This window comes from Clostridium sardiniense, from assembly GCF_016907995.1.
Lineage (GTDB): Bacteria > Bacillota > Clostridia > Clostridiales > Clostridiaceae > Clostridium > Clostridium sardiniense.
Genome location: NZ_JAFBDA010000024.1, coordinates 1 through 17,225 on the forward strand (window position 1 = coordinate 1; position 17,225 = coordinate 17,225).

General features: G+C 28.6%; 17 protein-coding genes. 14 read left to right on the forward strand and 3 right to left on the reverse strand.

Translation table 11 applies throughout. From position 1 onward, the window contains the following. The first annotated feature begins 246 nt into the window (after nt 1-246). From JOC62_RS15475 to JOC62_RS15485, 3 genes are all read left to right on the forward strand, one after another. Nucleotides 247-1,605 carry a tetratricopeptide repeat protein gene (locus JOC62_RS15475; protein ID WP_204596195.1) on the forward strand — a complete coding sequence of 453 codons (1,359 nt, stop codon included), beginning with the start codon at nt 247-249 and terminating at the stop codon, nt 1,603-1,605. Between the two features lie 60 nt (nt 1,606-1,665). Continuing rightward, on the forward strand, nt 1,666-2,061 hold the full coding sequence (locus tag JOC62_RS15480) for a hypothetical protein (protein ID WP_204596196.1): 396 nt from the start codon (nt 1,666-1,668) through the stop codon (nt 2,059-2,061). Between the two features lie 64 nt (nt 2,062-2,125). Beyond that, a complete protein-coding gene (locus JOC62_RS15485) occupies nt 2,126-2,347 on the forward strand; it encodes a PF20097 family protein (RefSeq protein ID WP_204596197.1) in 222 nt (73 codons plus the stop codon). Between the two features lie 155 nt (nt 2,348-2,502). Here JOC62_RS15485 and JOC62_RS15490 read toward each other — a convergent pair whose 3' ends face one another. Both JOC62_RS15490 and JOC62_RS15495 read right to left on the reverse strand, forming a co-directional pair. After that, nucleotides 2,503-3,072, reverse strand: coding sequence for a chromate transporter (locus JOC62_RS15490; RefSeq protein WP_204596198.1), 570 nt, complete (start codon nt 3,070-3,072; stop codon nt 2,503-2,505). Beyond that, the gene (locus tag JOC62_RS15495; RefSeq protein WP_204596199.1) at nt 3,059-3,610 is read right to left on the reverse strand and encodes a chromate transporter; all 552 of its coding nucleotides are present in this window, start codon (nt 3,608-3,610) and stop codon (nt 3,059-3,061) included. The genes JOC62_RS15490 and JOC62_RS15495 overlap by 14 nt, the downstream gene beginning before the upstream one ends. Before the next feature lie 130 nt (nt 3,611-3,740). Here JOC62_RS15495 and JOC62_RS15500 point away from each other — a divergent pair, with 130 nt between their 5' ends. From JOC62_RS15500 to JOC62_RS15530, 7 genes are all read left to right on the forward strand, one after another. Continuing rightward, the gene (locus JOC62_RS15500) at nt 3,741-4,604 is read left to right on the forward strand and encodes a LysR family transcriptional regulator (RefSeq protein WP_204596200.1); all 864 of its coding nucleotides are present in this window, start codon (nt 3,741-3,743) and stop codon (nt 4,602-4,604) included. 424 nt (nt 4,605-5,028) lie between these two features. After that, nucleotides 5,029-5,403, forward strand: coding sequence for a GntR family transcriptional regulator (locus JOC62_RS15505; protein WP_243425091.1), 375 nt, complete (start codon nt 5,029-5,031; stop codon nt 5,401-5,403). A 5-nt stretch (nt 5,404-5,408) separates the two neighbouring features. Next, the gene (locus tag JOC62_RS15510) at nt 5,409-6,503 is read left to right on the forward strand and encodes a DUF1648 domain-containing protein (RefSeq protein ID WP_204596202.1); all 1,095 of its coding nucleotides are present in this window, start codon (nt 5,409-5,411) and stop codon (nt 6,501-6,503) included. A 237-nt stretch (nt 6,504-6,740) separates the two neighbouring features. Beyond that, the gene (locus JOC62_RS15515) at nt 6,741-8,414 is read left to right on the forward strand and encodes a MutS-related protein (RefSeq protein ID WP_204596203.1); all 1,674 of its coding nucleotides are present in this window, start codon (nt 6,741-6,743) and stop codon (nt 8,412-8,414) included. A gap of 189 nt (nt 8,415-8,603) precedes the next feature. Then, nucleotides 8,604-8,756 carry a zinc-ribbon domain-containing protein gene (locus JOC62_RS15520; RefSeq protein WP_204596204.1) on the forward strand — a complete coding sequence of 51 codons (153 nt, stop codon included), beginning with the start codon at nt 8,604-8,606 and terminating at the stop codon, nt 8,754-8,756. Between the two features lie 205 nt (nt 8,757-8,961). After that, nucleotides 8,962-9,114 carry a zinc-ribbon domain-containing protein gene (locus JOC62_RS15525; protein ID WP_204596205.1) on the forward strand — a complete coding sequence of 51 codons (153 nt, stop codon included), beginning with the start codon at nt 8,962-8,964 and terminating at the stop codon, nt 9,112-9,114. Between the two features lie 216 nt (nt 9,115-9,330). After that, a complete protein-coding gene (locus JOC62_RS15530) occupies nt 9,331-9,483 on the forward strand; it encodes a zinc-ribbon domain-containing protein (RefSeq protein WP_204596206.1) in 153 nt (50 codons plus the stop codon). Nucleotides 9,484-9,552: 69 nt separating this feature from the next. On the opposite strand, the gene JOC62_RS15535 is transcribed toward JOC62_RS15530, so the two are convergent. Next, nucleotides 9,553-10,755 (reverse strand): CapA family protein, encoded by a 1,203-nt coding sequence (locus JOC62_RS15535; protein WP_204596207.1) that lies wholly within the window; start codon nt 10,753-10,755, stop codon nt 9,553-9,555. A gap of 349 nt (nt 10,756-11,104) precedes the next feature. Between JOC62_RS15535 and JOC62_RS15540 the strand changes: the two genes are divergently transcribed. The 4 genes from JOC62_RS15540 (at nt 11,105) to cls (ending at nt 16,853) form a co-directional block, all read left to right on the forward strand. Next, entirely contained in the window at nt 11,105-11,647 is a 543-nt protein-coding gene (locus JOC62_RS15540) for an NADH peroxidase (protein ID WP_204596208.1), read from the forward strand. A gap of 179 nt (nt 11,648-11,826) precedes the next feature. Further along, nucleotides 11,827-12,951 carry a glycosyltransferase family 2 protein gene (locus JOC62_RS15545; RefSeq protein ID WP_204596209.1) on the forward strand — a complete coding sequence of 375 codons (1,125 nt, stop codon included), beginning with the start codon at nt 11,827-11,829 and terminating at the stop codon, nt 12,949-12,951. An 83-nt stretch (nt 12,952-13,034) separates the two neighbouring features. Further along, nucleotides 13,035-15,203, forward strand: a complete 2,169-nt coding sequence (locus tag JOC62_RS19395; protein ID WP_204596210.1) for a DNRLRE domain-containing protein — start codon at nt 13,035-13,037, stop codon at nt 15,201-15,203. Between the two features lie 219 nt (nt 15,204-15,422). Then, nucleotides 15,423-16,853 (forward strand): cardiolipin synthase, encoded by a 1,431-nt coding sequence (gene cls, locus JOC62_RS15555; RefSeq protein ID WP_204596211.1) that lies wholly within the window; start codon nt 15,423-15,425, stop codon nt 16,851-16,853. Nucleotides 16,854-17,225 lie beyond the last annotated feature (372 nt).

A 17,225-nucleotide genomic window follows, 5' to 3' on the forward strand; every position in this document is an offset into this window, starting at 1 on the left:
TTAAGACAAAATATAGAGAGTTTTATAGAAATAATGTAATTATATATTTAACTAATTATTTCATTTGTTTATAGAAGGTAAAATATTTTTATTTTAAATTATGGATTAATATTCAAATAATTATAAAAGAGATATTGCAAAGAAATGTATTTTAAATAGATGATTTTTGATACATAAATTACAAAATATGTTATAATCATCATGGGTTTTAGGGAATGTCTATAAAATAACATTAGGGGGAAGCGTATGGGAATTATAAAGACAGGATTAAAGATAATAGTATATCTTATAACTATGTTAGTATACATATTTTTACCAATATTTTTGAATTTTAAAGGTAATATAATTTTAGCATTAATACTAAGTTTAATCTTAATTTTTAGTACAATTAAGATAGTTAAAAACATAGTAAAGAAAGAAAAGGGATGTAAAGTAAAGGATATATTGTTTTGTACATTAAATCTAATACTTATAGGAATAGTTGTTGTTATGACAATTACAGTGGTGGAGATTTATAGAGAAGAAGATAGGAGTATAGCTTTATATGCTGTTTTAGAAAAAACAGAGATGGAACCAGAAGGGTATAATGATGTATTTAAAAAGGAAGAAAGAGATGATTATACAATTCTTTATACAGAAAAATTAGAACCAGCATTAAATAATATAAACTTAATTATAGATAGATCAATTAAATTAAATAATAGAATTTTTGGAGATTTTGATAAATCACCTGTAACTATTAAATTTGATTATATAAAAGATGTATTTGAAGGGAGATATAATTCAGAAGGTTTAGATGGTATGTATATTCCACTTACTAAAAATATTTATTTTTATGGAAAGGATGCATATGATGATGTATTAGGAACCTTAAAGTTACAGGATTCATTAATACATGAATATACTCATCATGTAATGTTTGAATTCTTCAAGGCGAATGAGGTAGATATTTCAACTATTCCTTTGTGGTTTATTGAAGGAGTGGCAGAACATATTGCCGATACAAACTATATTACAGAAATTAATAAAATAGTACCTTTTAATAAGCTTGTGACTACTGAGCAGTGGGAAAAGAATTTAAAAAAAGAAAATACAATATATATGCAAAGTAAGTATGCAGTGAGACGGATAGTTATATTAAAAGGTGAAAATAAATTAAAAGATATTATATTAAAAAGTAAGGAATCAGATTTTAATACTGCTTTTAAAGAAGTTGTAGGGATTTCTATAGAAGATCTTGAAAGGATTATGAATGAAAATTTAAAGGATAACTTTACTAAACAATTTTTTGAATTTAGAAATGCTGATAAGGATAGGACTAAGGAAGAGAAAATATATTCAGATAAATATATGCATGATAAGGAAAAGGCATTAGAAAAATATATTTTAATAGAGAACAATCCAAGAGCATATTCTTTATTAGCAGACATATATATTAACGGAAATGAGTATGATAAAGCTGAAAAATTATTAAAAGAGGGTATAGAAAAAAATCCAGAGGAATCGGGGTTATATAGAAGATTAGGACTTATGTATGAAAAGAAAAACCAATTAGAGTTAGCAAATGAATGGTTTAAGAAGGAAGAAAGTCTTAATAAAAAGTAATATTGAAATTAGAATTGGTTAAGTTATGGTTATTTAAATTATGTATGGGGGAAAGATATTATGCTTTGGTTTATTCTTGGGATAGTATTTTATTATATTATAAAATTGGCAGTAAAATATGGCGTAGAAGAAGCTAGTTCTTCTATAGCATCAGATAAATTTATAGATAGATTATCTGATGCATTAATAAATAGAATTGAAGAAAAAGAAAGTTTAGATAGAAAAAATAAATCTAAAAAAATTCTAACTGATACCATAAAAGAGTGCGTAGGTAAAGAGTGTAAAATAATTTTAGATTTAGTTTATGTAGATGATAATGGATCAGGGAATATTATAAAAGGAATAGTTAGATCTGCTGATGAGATATGGTTAAGAATTGAATATATAAATAAAAATAATGAAAATGCTTTAAAAATAATAAAATTAGAAAATATTACTTCGATAGAGATAATATAATTTATAAATAGATAAGTTTAATTGGTTTATATAAATTATATATTTTTGAGAGGAGTAAATTTCTATGAAATGTACACTTTGCAATTCTGAAATGGAAAAGGGATATATACAAAACAAACGTGAAGCACTTTGTTGGATACCTGAAAATGAAGAACGAGGAATATTCAAATGTTTAAGCAGTCCAAATGGGGTAGAACTTGCAAAATACTCAATAGTAGAAGGTAGCGAAAAGGCTAAAGCTTATTACTGTAGACAATGCAAACAATGTATTATAGAAGGAAAGTAAAAATATAATTAGAGAATCGATTATAAAAGATAAGTGAAAAATACATCATAATTATAAGTTTTTTATAGAATAAATATACTATATAAAATAATAAAAGAAATAATATAAATATAAAAAAGCCAGCAAAATTAATTTTTGCGGGCTTTTTTATAGTTTTAAGATGCAAACTTAAATACAATTCCAACAACAGCAGACAAAGCTATATAAACAATTGGTGACTTCTTGTATTTAGATATTAAGAAAAATAAAATTGCTGCAAGTATTAATGCTTTAAAGGAAAGTATATCCATAATATCTGATGTTTTGGCGTACTTATCTAAAGTTAATATTGATATTTTAACTATTTCAAATCCAGCAGCGGCAAGAAGACCAGTTGATGCTGGACGAAGTCCATAGAAACAATTTTGAACCATATCATTTTCTTTAAACTTATCTAAAACTTGAGCTACAAGTAAAATTATAATAATGGAAGGAACAATAATACCAATTGTAGCATCTATACATCCTGCAAGTCCTTTAGTTGCATATCCAACATAAGATGCCATATTAATACCCATTGCACCTGGAACTGATTGAGATATAGCAACCATATTGGCAAGGTCAGTGTGAGTAAACCATCCAGTTTTATCTGAAATATCATAAAGGAATGGAATAGTAGCTGCGCCACCACCTACGGCAAAAAGACCTACCTTAAAAAATTCAAAAAATAATCTAATTAGTATCATGTTTTTTACCTCCAAGTCCTTTAAGTACAATTCCACTTATTCCTGAAATAATTATGAATAAAACAGGAGATATATTTGTAAAAATAGAAAATCCAAGTACAAGCACAAATATAATAAGTGTTTTAATATCAATTACAGATGTTTTAAGTAATTTAATTGCAGTATTTAAAATAAGTACAGCAACACATACACGAATTCCAGCAAAGGCATCTTTAACAATTGGAAGATCAGAAAAGTTGCCAATAAAAGTTGCAATTATTGAAATAAGTATTACAGATGGAGTTACAAACCCAAGTGTTGCAAATATTCCACCTAGACTTCCTTTCCTTTTATATCCTATAAATGTAGCAGTATTAACTGCAATTACTCCAGGTGTACATTGACCAATTGCATAATAATCAGTAAGTTCTTCATCGGTAATCCAATGTCTTTTTTCAATTATTTCCCTTTGAAGTATTGGAAACATTGTATATCCTCCACCAAAATTCATAAGTCCAAGTTTTATAAAGAGAAGGTATAAATCAAATAAATCTTTCATACTAAAATCCTTTCTATGTTTAATTAATATTTATTGTCTTTACAAGTAATTTATTTTATATTAAAGTTTATTTAAATATTTAGTTAACATAAGATTTAAACAAACTTTAACATAAACAGAGGTGCTATTTATGGATATTAAACATCTTAAATACTTTATTGCAATTGCAGAAGAAGGTAACATAACTTCAGCTGCAAAGAGACTACATATTTCACAACCACCTTTAAGTATGCAGTTAAAACTTCTAGAAGAAGAACTTGGTATAACTCTTGTAGAAAGAGGTTCTCGTAATATAACTTTAACTGATGCAGGAAGACTTTTATATAAACATGCATGTAAGATAGTTTCACTAACAAATACTGCAATTAAAGAGATAGAAGACTTTGATAATGGCGTTAAAGGAACATTAAGACTTGGTACTATCTCATCATCAGGAACTGCACTTTTATCACGTAGAATGATAGAATTTCATAAAAATAATCCTAACATAAGCTTCGAAGTACATGAAGGTACAACCTTTGAAATGCTAGAGATGCTTGAAGATAATACTATTGAAGTAGCAATAGTTAGAACACCTTTTAAAGCAAAAAATGTTGTTTTGAATTATCTAGAATCAGAGCCTATGGTTGCAGTTGCAAGAGAAGAACACTTTAGTGATATAAAAGAAGATATTATATCACTTGATAAGCTAGATAATAAGCCTTTAATTTTCTATAGAAGATATGAATTATTAATTACATCAATATTTGAAAAAAATAATGTTAAGTTAAATAGTTTCTGTAAAAATGATGATGCAAGAACTACATTATTATGGGCAAAAGCAGGTCTTGGTATAGCAGTTATTCCAAAATCAGCAGCAAAGATTATTGAAAGTAATAATCTTAAAACAAAAGTAATAGATGAAACTAATCTATATACAAGGCTTGGAGTTATCTATAGAAAAAGTACAAATCTTTCAAAAGCAGCAAAAAGTTTTATTAAGTTGTTTAATTAGAAAAATACATAATAAAAAGTAGAGTAAAAATTCTTACTGATATAATATAACACTGAATTTAATATATTTAAAATATATAATTTATATAATAACCATATAAATTTTGTATAGTTATGATAAATATATAAAATTAAGGTACGATACTTAGTTTATCCAAAAAAGTAAAACATAAAAAATAAATAGAAAAGTTTAGATTCTGCATTATTAATATTTCAGGAGCACTGTATAATTATAATGTGGGATTTTTTTATTATATAAAAATAATAAAAATTACATTAATGTATAGTGATTTCTTTAATTATTTTATAAGCCTTAATATATAATTGCTTATGAAAAAATAAAATTACTTATATTATTGAAACTTTACTAATAATGTTATATATTATATATAACAAATAGAATATAAGAAGGTGAAGTTGTGTTAATGACATTAGAGTTTGATAGTGAAGTTCCAATATATCTGCAGATAAAGAAGAATATAATAGAAGGTATAGCAAAGGGATTGATAAAAGATGGCGATAGACTTCCAGCAGTAAGAGAACTTGCATCAGAGATAGAAGTAAATCTTCATACAGTGAATAAAGCATATAACTTGTTAAAAGAAGAGGGGTATGTAAGTGTAGACAGAAGAATTGGTGTACTTGTAAATATAAAGAAAGCTAAGGATGATGAAAAATTTATAGAAAGCTATAAAGAAAAGATAAATGAAGTGGTAGCAGAAGGTATGGCAAAGGGATTAAAGCGAGATGAAATGGTAAGTTTATTAAATACTATTTTAGATGGATATGAGGGGAGATAGATTTTATGGTTGATATAGGATTTATAATTATAATGATTTTGGTAATTCTTACTGAATTCTTTGCGTGTGCGATTTTAGCTGTAAAAGGAAAGAAAAATGTACTTATAGGATGTATTGTAAGTGATGAAATTAGAGCAAATGATAAAATAAAGCAAAAGGAAAAAGAATATATAAATATAAATGTAATTATTAGTATATTAGCGATTTTAGGAATCGTAATAAGTTATTTTCAAAATAGTCAGCTAATAGCTATAATTTCAATGTTCTTTTCTATAATAGGTGGAATGGTATGTTATGGAGTTTATAATAAAAAGATAAGAGAACTTAAAGAAGAACTTGGCGGGTTAAAGGATAAAAAGCAAGTTGTTGTAGTTTCTACAGAAAGAAACAAGTACAGCTTTAAAAGACTCGGGTATTATCTTTTAATTGGAATTCCAGTATTAGTATTAAATACAGTTTTTGCCATAAAACAATATAGTATATTACCTGATAGAATTCCAACTCAGTTTGATTTTAGTGGAAATATAACTGCTTACTCTGAAAAGAATTTTTTCCTTTTTGGTGGTTTAATATTTTCTATAGTGTTTATGATAATAACTTTTATAGCAGTTGATTATATACTACAAACTAAGAAGATGAAGATTGATCCTACAAATCCAGAGAAATCTAGGGGAAATAATCTAAAATATAGAGATATAATATCAAAGCTTATGATGTGTATAATGCTAGTTGCTTTGATAACATTAACTATAGGAAATCTTCAAGTGCTGCAAATAATAAAAAACAGTAGAAATGCAATGTGGATAGTTGTTATACTTACAGCTATCATGCTTATAGCACTTATGTATTATTCAATAAAAGCATTTAAGATTAGAAATGATTACGAAACAGAAAATAATAATGTAATACAAAGAGATGATGATAGTAAATGGAAATTTGGCTTTATATATTACAATAAACAAGATCCATCAATATTTGTGGAAAAAAGAGTAGGAATAGGATGGACTATAAATGCAGGAAATAAAATAGGGATGTTATTGTATATACTAACATTAGTTATAGTAGTCTTTGCTGTAGGTATGTCTATAGTTCAAAGTTAATTAAAAGAGATGTAATATACATCTCTTTTTTAGTTGGATTTTGTCGATGCTTTGAAATGATACAGTTTATATCTCTAAATGACTATCTTGTATATAGGATAGTCATTTTTAGTTTAAATAGAATTATAAAATAAATATAGTTAAAGGAAGTATACTTTATGAATAGAAAATAATTGCATGATATAATGAGAATAAAATTATTTTATATACTGCTAATAAATTTAAGGGGGAGACAGTATGATTTATATTTACATAATAATTGCAGTGATACTTATTATAGGGGCATATATTTATGAAATTTATAAAAGAAGAAAAAGATTAAGAGAAAGAATACTTAAAAGCTATGGGGAAAAAATAAATATAAAAAATGCTAAAGTGAACTTTGAATATGTAAGGAGTTATTTTAGAAATAAAAAAGATAATGAAAAATTTTTTATTGATGATATAACATGGAATGATTTAAATATGGATGAAGTATTTAAATCTATGAACAATACTCAAACTTCAATAGGAGAAGAAATTCTATATTGCATTTTGAGGATACCATTATTTGATAAGTGTGAATTAATCTGGAGAGATGAAATAATAGATTATTTTATGAGAAATTCAAAAGATAGATTTAAGATTCAGTTTACATTAGGGGAGTATGGTAAAAAAGATTCAGCTTGCATAACAAACTATTTTAAAGAGCCAAAGAAACCTAATAAAGATAAGCTTTTATTATATAGAAGTTTGAGAATTATACCATTTATATTTGTAATTTTAACGATTATAAAGCCTGTACTAGCATTTTTAGTAATGATATCTATTGGAATTAATATTATTTTAAATTGGAGAATTAAAAATAAACATAAATTTGAAATACAAGATTATATGTATATGCTTGGAATGATAAACACAGCAAATAAAGTGTATTCATTAAATATAGAGTATATAAACAATAAATTTCTACATATAAAAGATTCATTAAATAATTTAAAATCTATAAGGAATAAAGTTATATTAGATGATTCAAATATGTATATGAGTGATGCTTCAATATGGAAGATGTATAAAGATAATGTTATGTTAAGTGACATAATAAAGTATGAGAAAATATTAAATATATTATATAAAAAAGTAGATGATTTTAAAAATATATACGAATATATGGGGTATATAGATTCATTGATTTCAATTGCATCTTACAGGGATTCTTTGGATAGTTATACTAAGCCTATCTTAGAAAAAAGTAGTGAGAAAAAAGAATATTTAGAATCGAAAGATCTATATCATCCATTTATAGAAGAACCAGTTAAAAATTCAATTAACATAGATAAATCCATATTGATTACAGGTTCAAACGCATCAGGAAAATCTACATTCTTAAAAACTTTAGCATTAAATGCAATTACAGCTCAAAGTATATATACTGTATATGCAGAAGAATATAAAAGTAGTTATTTTAGGGTTTATAGTTCAATGGCTCTTAAAGATAGTATATTTACAAAAGAGAGCTATTACATGGTAGAGATAAAGTCACTAAAGAGAATATTAGATAGTATACCTTTAGAATATCCTATTCTTTGCTTTGTTGATGAAATATTAAGAGGAACAAATACAATAGAGAGAATTGCAGCATCTTCTGAAGTATTAAATCATTTAGCAGAAAGTAAAAATTGTATATGTGTAGCAGCAACCCATGATATAGAATTAACCTATATATTAGAAAAGAACTTTAATAATTATCATTTCCAAGAAGAAATAAAAGATAATGACATAATATTTGATTATAAATTGTATAGTGGAAGGTCTAAGACTAGGAATGCTATAAAGATACTTTCATTTATAGGATATGATAAAGAAATAGTAGACAGAGCTTATGATAGAGCTAGGGTTTTTACTAAAACAAACAAATGGCAAGAGATTTAATTATAACTATATAGAATTCTAAAATTTTTAGAATTTTTTAAAAATACTTGCAATTAATTGAAGTATCTGTTATTATAAGAGAGTAGCAATACAAAATAAAATAAATTAAATTAAAGATAATTAGATTATAACTTTCTCCTATTAGAGAATTTATAAGTTTTAATGAAGTCTTTAACAGGAGGAATTAGAATGGATAAAACATTAGTATGTAAAGATTGTGGTCAAGAGTTCATCTTCTCAGAAGGAGAGCAAGCATTCTACAAAGAAAAAGGATTCGATAACGAACCAGTAAGATGCCAAGATTGCAGAAGAGCTAGAAAGCAACAAAGAAACAACAGATAGTTTCTTACATGAAGAGATATAGATTTTCTATATCTCTTTTTTATTAAAATTAAAAAACTTCTAAAAATGCTTGATTTTAATAAGCATGTCTGATAAAATAAGAAGAGTAGAAATACAAAAAAAAAATTAAAGATAATTAGATTATAACTTTCTCCTATTAGAGAATTTATAAGTTTTAATGAGGTCTTTAACAGGAGGAATTAGAATGGATAAAACATTAGTATGTAAAGATTGCGGTAAGGAATTCATCTTCTCAGAAGGAGAACAAGCATTCTACAAAGAAAAAGGATTCGATAACGAACCAGTAAGATGCCCAGACTGCAGAAGAGCTAGAAAGCAACAAAGAAACAACAGATAGTTTCTTGAAATAAGAGGAGCATAGATTAAATCTATGCTCCTTTCTTTGTTTACAAAAAAGTGTTAAATTTTATTAAAATACTTGATTTATTAAAACGTTTTTGGTACTATGAAATGGTAGAAATACAAAAAAATGATTAAAGATAGTTAAGTTATAATTTTCTCCTTTTAGAGAATTTATAAGTTTTAATGAAGTCTTTAAACAGGAGGAATTAGAATGGATAAAACAATAGTATGTAAAGATTGCGGTAAGGAATTCATCTTCTCAGAAGGAGAGCAAGCATTCTACAAAGAAAAAGGATTCGATAACGAACCAGTAAGATGCCCAGACTGCAGAAGAGCTAGAAAACAACAAAGAAACAACAGATAATTTCTGCTTGTTAAAAAGACTATAGATTAACTATAGTCTTTTTTGTTTGTCTTTAAAACTTATAAATTTTTAAGAGCTTTTTGGAAGCTTAAAATAAGAATCACTTATAGAACCTTTAAGGGTAGGTGATAAGCTATTTATATAATTCAAAATTGTTTCCCCTTTTTCTCCAGTGGCTACAGTTGGAATATAGTCGTTCTTATTTGATACTGATGATATAGTAGCTGGAATAACTTTATATTCAATATCCTTAAGAGTATCCCCTTCAAAGTCAAACTTTGATTGAAGAATAAATGTTCTTTTATCTGCAGGATTAGAATTTCCACCGAAACAGAAATTAGATAGAGAGTATGCAATAAGCCTTCCTTTATAATTTTCAATTGTCTGAATTACATGAGGATGTGAACCTAGAACCATTGAGGCACCAGAGTCAATAGCAAAGTGTGCTAAATCAATTTGGTATTCTGATGGTTTACTATCTTTTTCTATTCCCCAGTGAAAATATGGAATAATAACTTGGGTTCCTTTATCTTTAAGAATTTTTATATCTTTAGATATTTGATCTTTAATTTTTTGTCCATTATCCCAAGCTTGGTAACCTAAAAAACCAAATTTGATACCTTTAATTTCTTTTTCTATTATATGTCCTTCACCGGTTATATCAACCTTATTATTTTTTAAAGTATTAACAGTATCATTAAATCCTTGCTTGCCATAATCATATATGTGGTTATTTGCAATAGTGACACCTTCTATAGAAGAGGATGTTAAAATTTTTGCAAATTCAGATGGACCTTTAAAATGAAATTGGATTGCATGTCCTTTATCTAATTTATTAGTACTATTAGTAAATGTAGTTTCTAGATTAACAAGAGTATAATCATCACCTTCAAAGATGTCTTTTACATTTTTAAGAAGATAAGAGTAATTATTTCCAGATGCACTAACTGCTGCTGGAAGACTAGTTGCTTTATCAAAGGAGTCATCTGTACCTAAAGTAAAATCACCTGCTGCTGTAAGTAATATTTCTTCTCTTTTAGGTGGAGTTTCTTCCTCCTTAGGAGTTTTAGCTTGAGATGTATTTTTAGAGTTATCTTCAGTAGATTTAAGCGTTTTTGAAGAATTATAATTATGTATAATGTAGCCTGTTCCTCCTATTACTATAAATAATAATCCAAAGAATAAAATTCTATTTCTTAGAATTCTTCTTTTTTTTATTTGTTTTTTTCTATATAATTGCTTTTTTGAATTTGATCTTTTTTGGTTATCCATATATATGTAATACCTCCATAAAATATATTCAATAATATAATACATCAAATTTTGCTATAAATATACATATAGCTTATAGAAACTAAAATAATAGATAAAACAGTCATTAAATATCAACTTATGTTTTTTGATTACATAAATAAAAATATTGAAATATGGGTATTATTTAAAGGGCATAATTTAGCAATAATAAAATTAAAAAATTATAAAAAAAGTATTTACAACGGATAATTATTATTATATAATAATGACTATAGAAGGACACAACAAGTCAAAACAAAGTTTAATAAATTAGAATTTTAAAAAGTTAAATATAAAAAATGTGTGTAAGAAAGAGGAGAGATTAAATATGAAAAAATTTGTATGTTTAGTATGTGGATATATTCATGAAGGAGAAACTGCACCAGAAAAATGCCCAGTATGTGGAGTAGGTGCTGATAAATTCAAGGAACAAGTTGGAGAAATGGCTTGGGCTGATGAACACAGAATCGGAGCTGGAAAAGACGTAGATCCAAGAATTGTAGAAGGATTACAAGCAAACTTTATGGGAGAATGTACAGAAGTTGGAATGTACCTTGCAATGTCAAGACAAGCTGATAGAGAAGGATTCCCAGAAGTAGCTGAAGCATATAAGAGAATTGCTTTTGAAGAAGCAGAACATGCTGCAAAATTTGCAGAACTTTTAGGAGAAGTTGTTGATGCTGATACAAAGGTAAATTTACAAAAGAGAGTAGATGCAGAATTCGGAGCTTGCCAAGGAAAGAAAGATTTAGCAACTTTAGCTAAACAATTAAACTTAGATGCAATCCATGATACAGTACATGAAATGTGTAAAGATGAAGCTAGACATGGTAGAGCATTTAAAGGACTATTAGATAGATACTTCGCTTAATATTCACAAATATAGCTTACGTAAAATACCTAGAGAATTAAATTCTCTAGGTATTTTTTATTATATTCTAATATTATCAATTAAAAAGATTGCTTTAGCTTGAGGTTATAATCACCATTATAAAATACGCTTATACAATATAATAGGTAAAATTATAGTTTTGTAGAGGTGAAGTTTAGATGATAACCATAAGTTTATGTATGATAGTAAAAGATGAAGAAAAAACATTAGGAAGATGCTTAGGTAGTATCAATGATGTTGTTGATGAAATTATAATTGTAGATACAGGTTCTACAGATAATACAAAGGAAATAGCAAAATCATTTGGATGTAAAATATATGACTTTAAGTGGGAAGATAATTTTGAAAAAGCGAGAAATTATGCATTTAGTAAAGCTAGTAAAGAATATATAATGTGGCTTGATGCTGATGACTTTATTGATGAAGAAAATATAAATATGTTAATTGACTTAAAAGAAAAGCTAGATAATAGTGTTGATTCTGTAATGATGAATTATTCTCTAGCTAGAGATTCAGAGGGAAAGACAACTTATTCTCTTAAAAGAAATAGATTAGTTAAAAGAGCAAATAATTATAAATGGGTTGGAAAAGTTCATGAGTTTTTGAATGTTTATGGAAATATAATTCAAAGTGATATAACAATAAATCATGATAAACAAAAAGCTCATACTAATAGAAATCTTTTAATATTTGGTGGAATGGAAGAACGAGGAGAAAAATTTACAACAAGGGATCTTTTCTATTATGCAAATGAACTTTATGATAATGGATTATATGATGATGCCATAAAAAAATACAGGGAAGTTTTAGAAAAAGAGGATTTATGGTCAGAAGATTTTAAAAGAGGAACTATAAATTTAGTTAGAGCCCTTAATATATCTGGTGGAAATGATGATGAAAAAATAGAGTTAATTTTTAATTCTTTTAAGAAATATTATCCAAATAGTGAGATGCTTTGTTTACTTGCAGAATGCTTTAAAAGTAAAGGTATGTATGATGAAGGAGTAATTTATCTAAAGGCTGCAATGAATCTAGATGAAGATGAAAAAAATATGGGATTCAATAATAATATATATTCAACATGGTTTCCGGCACTAGAACTTTGTGTATATTATTCAACTATCGGAGATATAGAAAAGTCATATTATTATAATGAATTAGCAAACTTATATTTAGCACCAAAAGATAAGATTGAGTATAATAGAAAATATTTAACTCAAGAAATGGAGAGAAGAAATTTAAAAGCTAAGAAGTTAAAGACAATATTAAGTTGGGATATATAAAAAATGTCGAAAATTCACCTTTTATAATAGCAAAGTGAGAATTTAAGAATATAATGTAATGACTATTAAAAGGCGGTGATTTTTTGAGCGATAAAAATATTAAGACCAAAGATGATACTTTTATTTCCTCTAGTTACCCAACTAAGAATTTTTCAAAAGAAAAGGTTCTTTTAGTTTCAAAAGGTGATGAGGATGATTGTAAATGTGAATATGACAATTCTCTTATGAAATTTGATTTAAGGGAATGCTTATGTGGATGCAAGGTTTCAGAAGCTGAACTTAAGCTTTATGTAAAAAAGGTTAATTCATGTAAAGATAAAGGAATATTCATTGATATTTTATACAATTTAGATGATTATGATGTTTATGACGTTAATTATAAAAATGCTCCTAAGGCTAAATTATTTAGAAAAAATATATTTATTGACGATAAGTGTGAAGGCAGATATATAAGTATTGATATATCTGAACTTGTTAAGTCATGGATTAGAGGGAAAATTAAAAATAATGGTATAACAATAGTAGCATCTTTTAAAGAAGAAGGTGAAGTTGTATTTATATCTTCAAGAGGGCATAGTGGTCCAATGCTAAGTATAAAATGTAAAGATGAATGTATAATTTGTCCACCAGGACCTAGAGGGCCAAGAGGACCGGAAGGATCACAAGGGCCAATGGGATGCAAAGGTGAAGTTGGGCCAAGGGGACCACAAGGACCAAGAGGAGAAGAAGGACCAGAAGGGCCAGAAGGACCAATGGGACCAGTAGGACCAATGGGGAATAGAGGACTACAAGGACCAACAGGACCAACAGGACCAAGAGGACCAATAGGACCAAAAGGAGAAATGGGATTAGAAGGACCAACAGGACCAACAGGTCCAATGGGACCAACAGGACCAACAGGTCCAAGAGGCCCACAAGGTGTTCAAGGTGAAATGGGAGAACAAGGCGAAGAAGGACCAGAAGGACCAAGGGGGCCAGAAGGACCAAGAGGACCAGAAGGACCAGAGGGACCAAGAGGAGAGCAAGGACCACAAGGACCACAAGGAGAAATAGGAGAAGAAGGACCAGAAGGACCAGAGGGACCAATGGGACCAATAGGCCCAAGAGGACCAAAAGGTGAGAGAGGGGAAACAGGAGCAACAGGACCAACAGGACCAAGAGGTCCAGAAGGACCAAGAGGAGAACAAGGAGAGCAAGGAGAAGAAGGGCCAGAAGGACCAAAAGGAGAACAAGGACCACAAGGGTTACAAGGTGTAACAGGACCTAGGGGATTACAAGGTCCAATGGGACCAGAGGGACCAATGGGACCAGAAGGGGAAGAAGGACCAGAGGGACCAGAGGGACCAGAAGGACCAAAGGGACCAATGGGACCAAGAGGACCAATGGGACCAGAGGGACCGGAAGGGCCAGAGGGACCAGAGGGACCAGAAGGACCAGAAGGGCCAGAAGGACCAGAAGGACCAGAAGGGCCAGAAGGACCAGAAGGACCAAGAGGACCAGAAGGGCCAAAAGGTGATACAGGAAAAATGGGACCAATGGGACCAATGGGGCCAGTAGGACCAATGGGACCAAGGGGACTTGAAGGAGAAGAGGGACCGGAAGGGCCAGAAGGACCAGAGGGACCGGAAGGACCAAGAGGACCATGTGGACCATGTGGACCAAAGGGTGATACAGGACCAATGGGACCAGAAGGACCAATGGGACCAAGAGGACTTGAAGGAGAAGTAGGGCCAGAAGGACCAGAAGGACCAGAGGGACCAGAAGGACCAATGGGACCATGTGGACCAATGGGACCAAGAGGGCCAGAGGGACGAAGAGGGCCAAAAGGTGAATGCGGATCTTCAGTAACCGATGAAAATGCTTATATAGTATCAAATTGTTGTCAAATGATTTTAAGTAAGGCTGCAATTCCATTAACAAATAATATAACTATAAATGGAGACTCTATAAAGCATAAAGAAGGATGTTCTGATATAAGAGTAGAAGAAGGAACGTATTTAATTAACTTTGGTGCATCTGTATCAGGAGAAAGCTGTACTCTTGCAGAATTAAAGTTATGCGTAGATGGAGAAACTTGCAGTATAGCAGTAGGAGATATAGTGAAGAGTGGAACACTTGTAAATCTTTCAGGTACAGCAATAGTAAATGTTTCAGGGTGTAAATGCGAGGATACATTTATAGAGCTTATAAATGGAAGCAAATCTTGTTTAAAATACTGTTTAACTAAAATAACAATAGTAAAATTAGCATAGTAATATTAGGTAAGGTATAAGATGGAATTCTTATACCTTATCTTTTTTATAAATTGTATTAATAATTAATATTACTTTTACAAAGTTAGATAAGTATTTAATTGCGTAGCTATTTAAAAGGTAATATAATTAAGAAATAAAATACGTAAAAAGGGAAAGAATATACAAAATGATGAAAGAAATCACAAATAAAAGTAATTATAAAGAGGGGATGCTTATATGAGTCTATTTGTATTTATAACAATTTTAGTTTTATTATTAAATACTATTCTAGCTTTTTCTTTAATCTTTATAGAAAGAAAAGATCCCACAACAACATGGGCATGGCTTTTGATTTTTTTAGTACTACCTGGTATTGGATTTATAATTTATATAATACTTGGACAAAACTTTAGTAGACAAAAGTTATTTAGAGGAAAGATTATAAATGATGTTCATAAGAAAAAAGAAATGAATGAAATTTTAAATGATAATAGTGGCCATGATGGTGGAGAACAATTCCTAGATCTTAGAAAGATGAACTATAACAATAGTGGTGCAAGATATACTATAGGAAATGAAATTGATATCTATGTAAATGGTGAAGATAAGTTTAAAGCATTATTAGAGGATATAAAAAATGCCAAGAAGTATATTCATATTGAATATTATATTTTTAGAAAGGACTTTATAGGAACTAAAGTGATTGAGGCACTTGAAGAAAGATTAGCTCATGGTGTTGAGGTTAGGTTATTAGTTGATAGTATGGGATCATATACTGTGACTAAAAAGAAACTTAAGAAATTTTTAGAGCTTGGAGGACAGTTTGCAATATTTTTCCCAGGAATGCTTCCACATGTAAATACTCGTGTAAATTATAGAAACCATAGAAAAATAGTAGTTATTGATGGTGAATATGGTTATGTAGGAGGATTTAATGTTGGAGATGAGTACATAAATAGAGATAAGAAGATAGGATTTTGGAGAGATACTCATATAAGAATAAAAGGAAATGCGGTTAATGATTTAAATGAAAGATTCCTTTTGGATTGGTGTTATGCATCAGAAGAAGATATAGAAGACTTTAGCAAGTTTATGCTTGAAAAAGAATATGAAGAAGGGGATGTTGGCGTTCAAATAGTAACAAGTGGACCTGACCACAATGAAGAATATATTAAAAATGCATATCTTAAAATGATTAATAATGCCAAGAAAAATGTATACTTAACATCACCATACTTTATACCAGATGAGCCAATTCTTGAAGCTATAAGAATATCAGCATTATCAGGTGTAGATGTTAGAATACTTATACCAGGAAAGCCTGATCATAAGTTTATGAAATGGGCAGCAGATTCATACATCGGAGAACTTTTAAAAGCTGGAGCGAGAGTATATTATTATGAAAATGGATTTATTCATGCTAAGACTTTAGTTGTGGATAGTTCTGTTGTAAGTATTGGAACAGCTAATATGGATATGAGAAGTTTTTATTTGAACTTTGAGGTTAATGCACTCATTTTCGATGAAAATGAATCTAAAATATGTGAAGAGCAATTTATGAAAGATTTACAGGAATCAACTGAAGTTAAACTAGAACAGTTTGTAAATAGGCCAAGAGGACAAAAGATAATGGAATCTATAGTAAGATTACTTGCGCCAATCCTTTAATAAGAATTAAAGTGATAAGATAAGAAATTAATAGATTTTATTATATAGATGAAATATTTAAATTACTATATTAATAATATTAGGGTTAAAGGAATTTTAAAGACCTAATTGTTTATTAAAATTATTTTTTGTAGAAGTTAAATAAAATAATTAAAAAGTTAGTGACGGTAATATGGAAGTATGGTAAAATAATTTTTAAATACTAAAAATGAAATAAATGTAATTATGGAGGAATATTATGAAAGGATTAATCAAAGAATTAAGAGCAAAATCTTATAGCTTTTTTTACTTTAGCTTCTGGGGCTTTTATTATGGCGCTGGCTATTTGTTTTGCACAAAAAAATATAATTCTTTGATATGAGTAATTAAGTT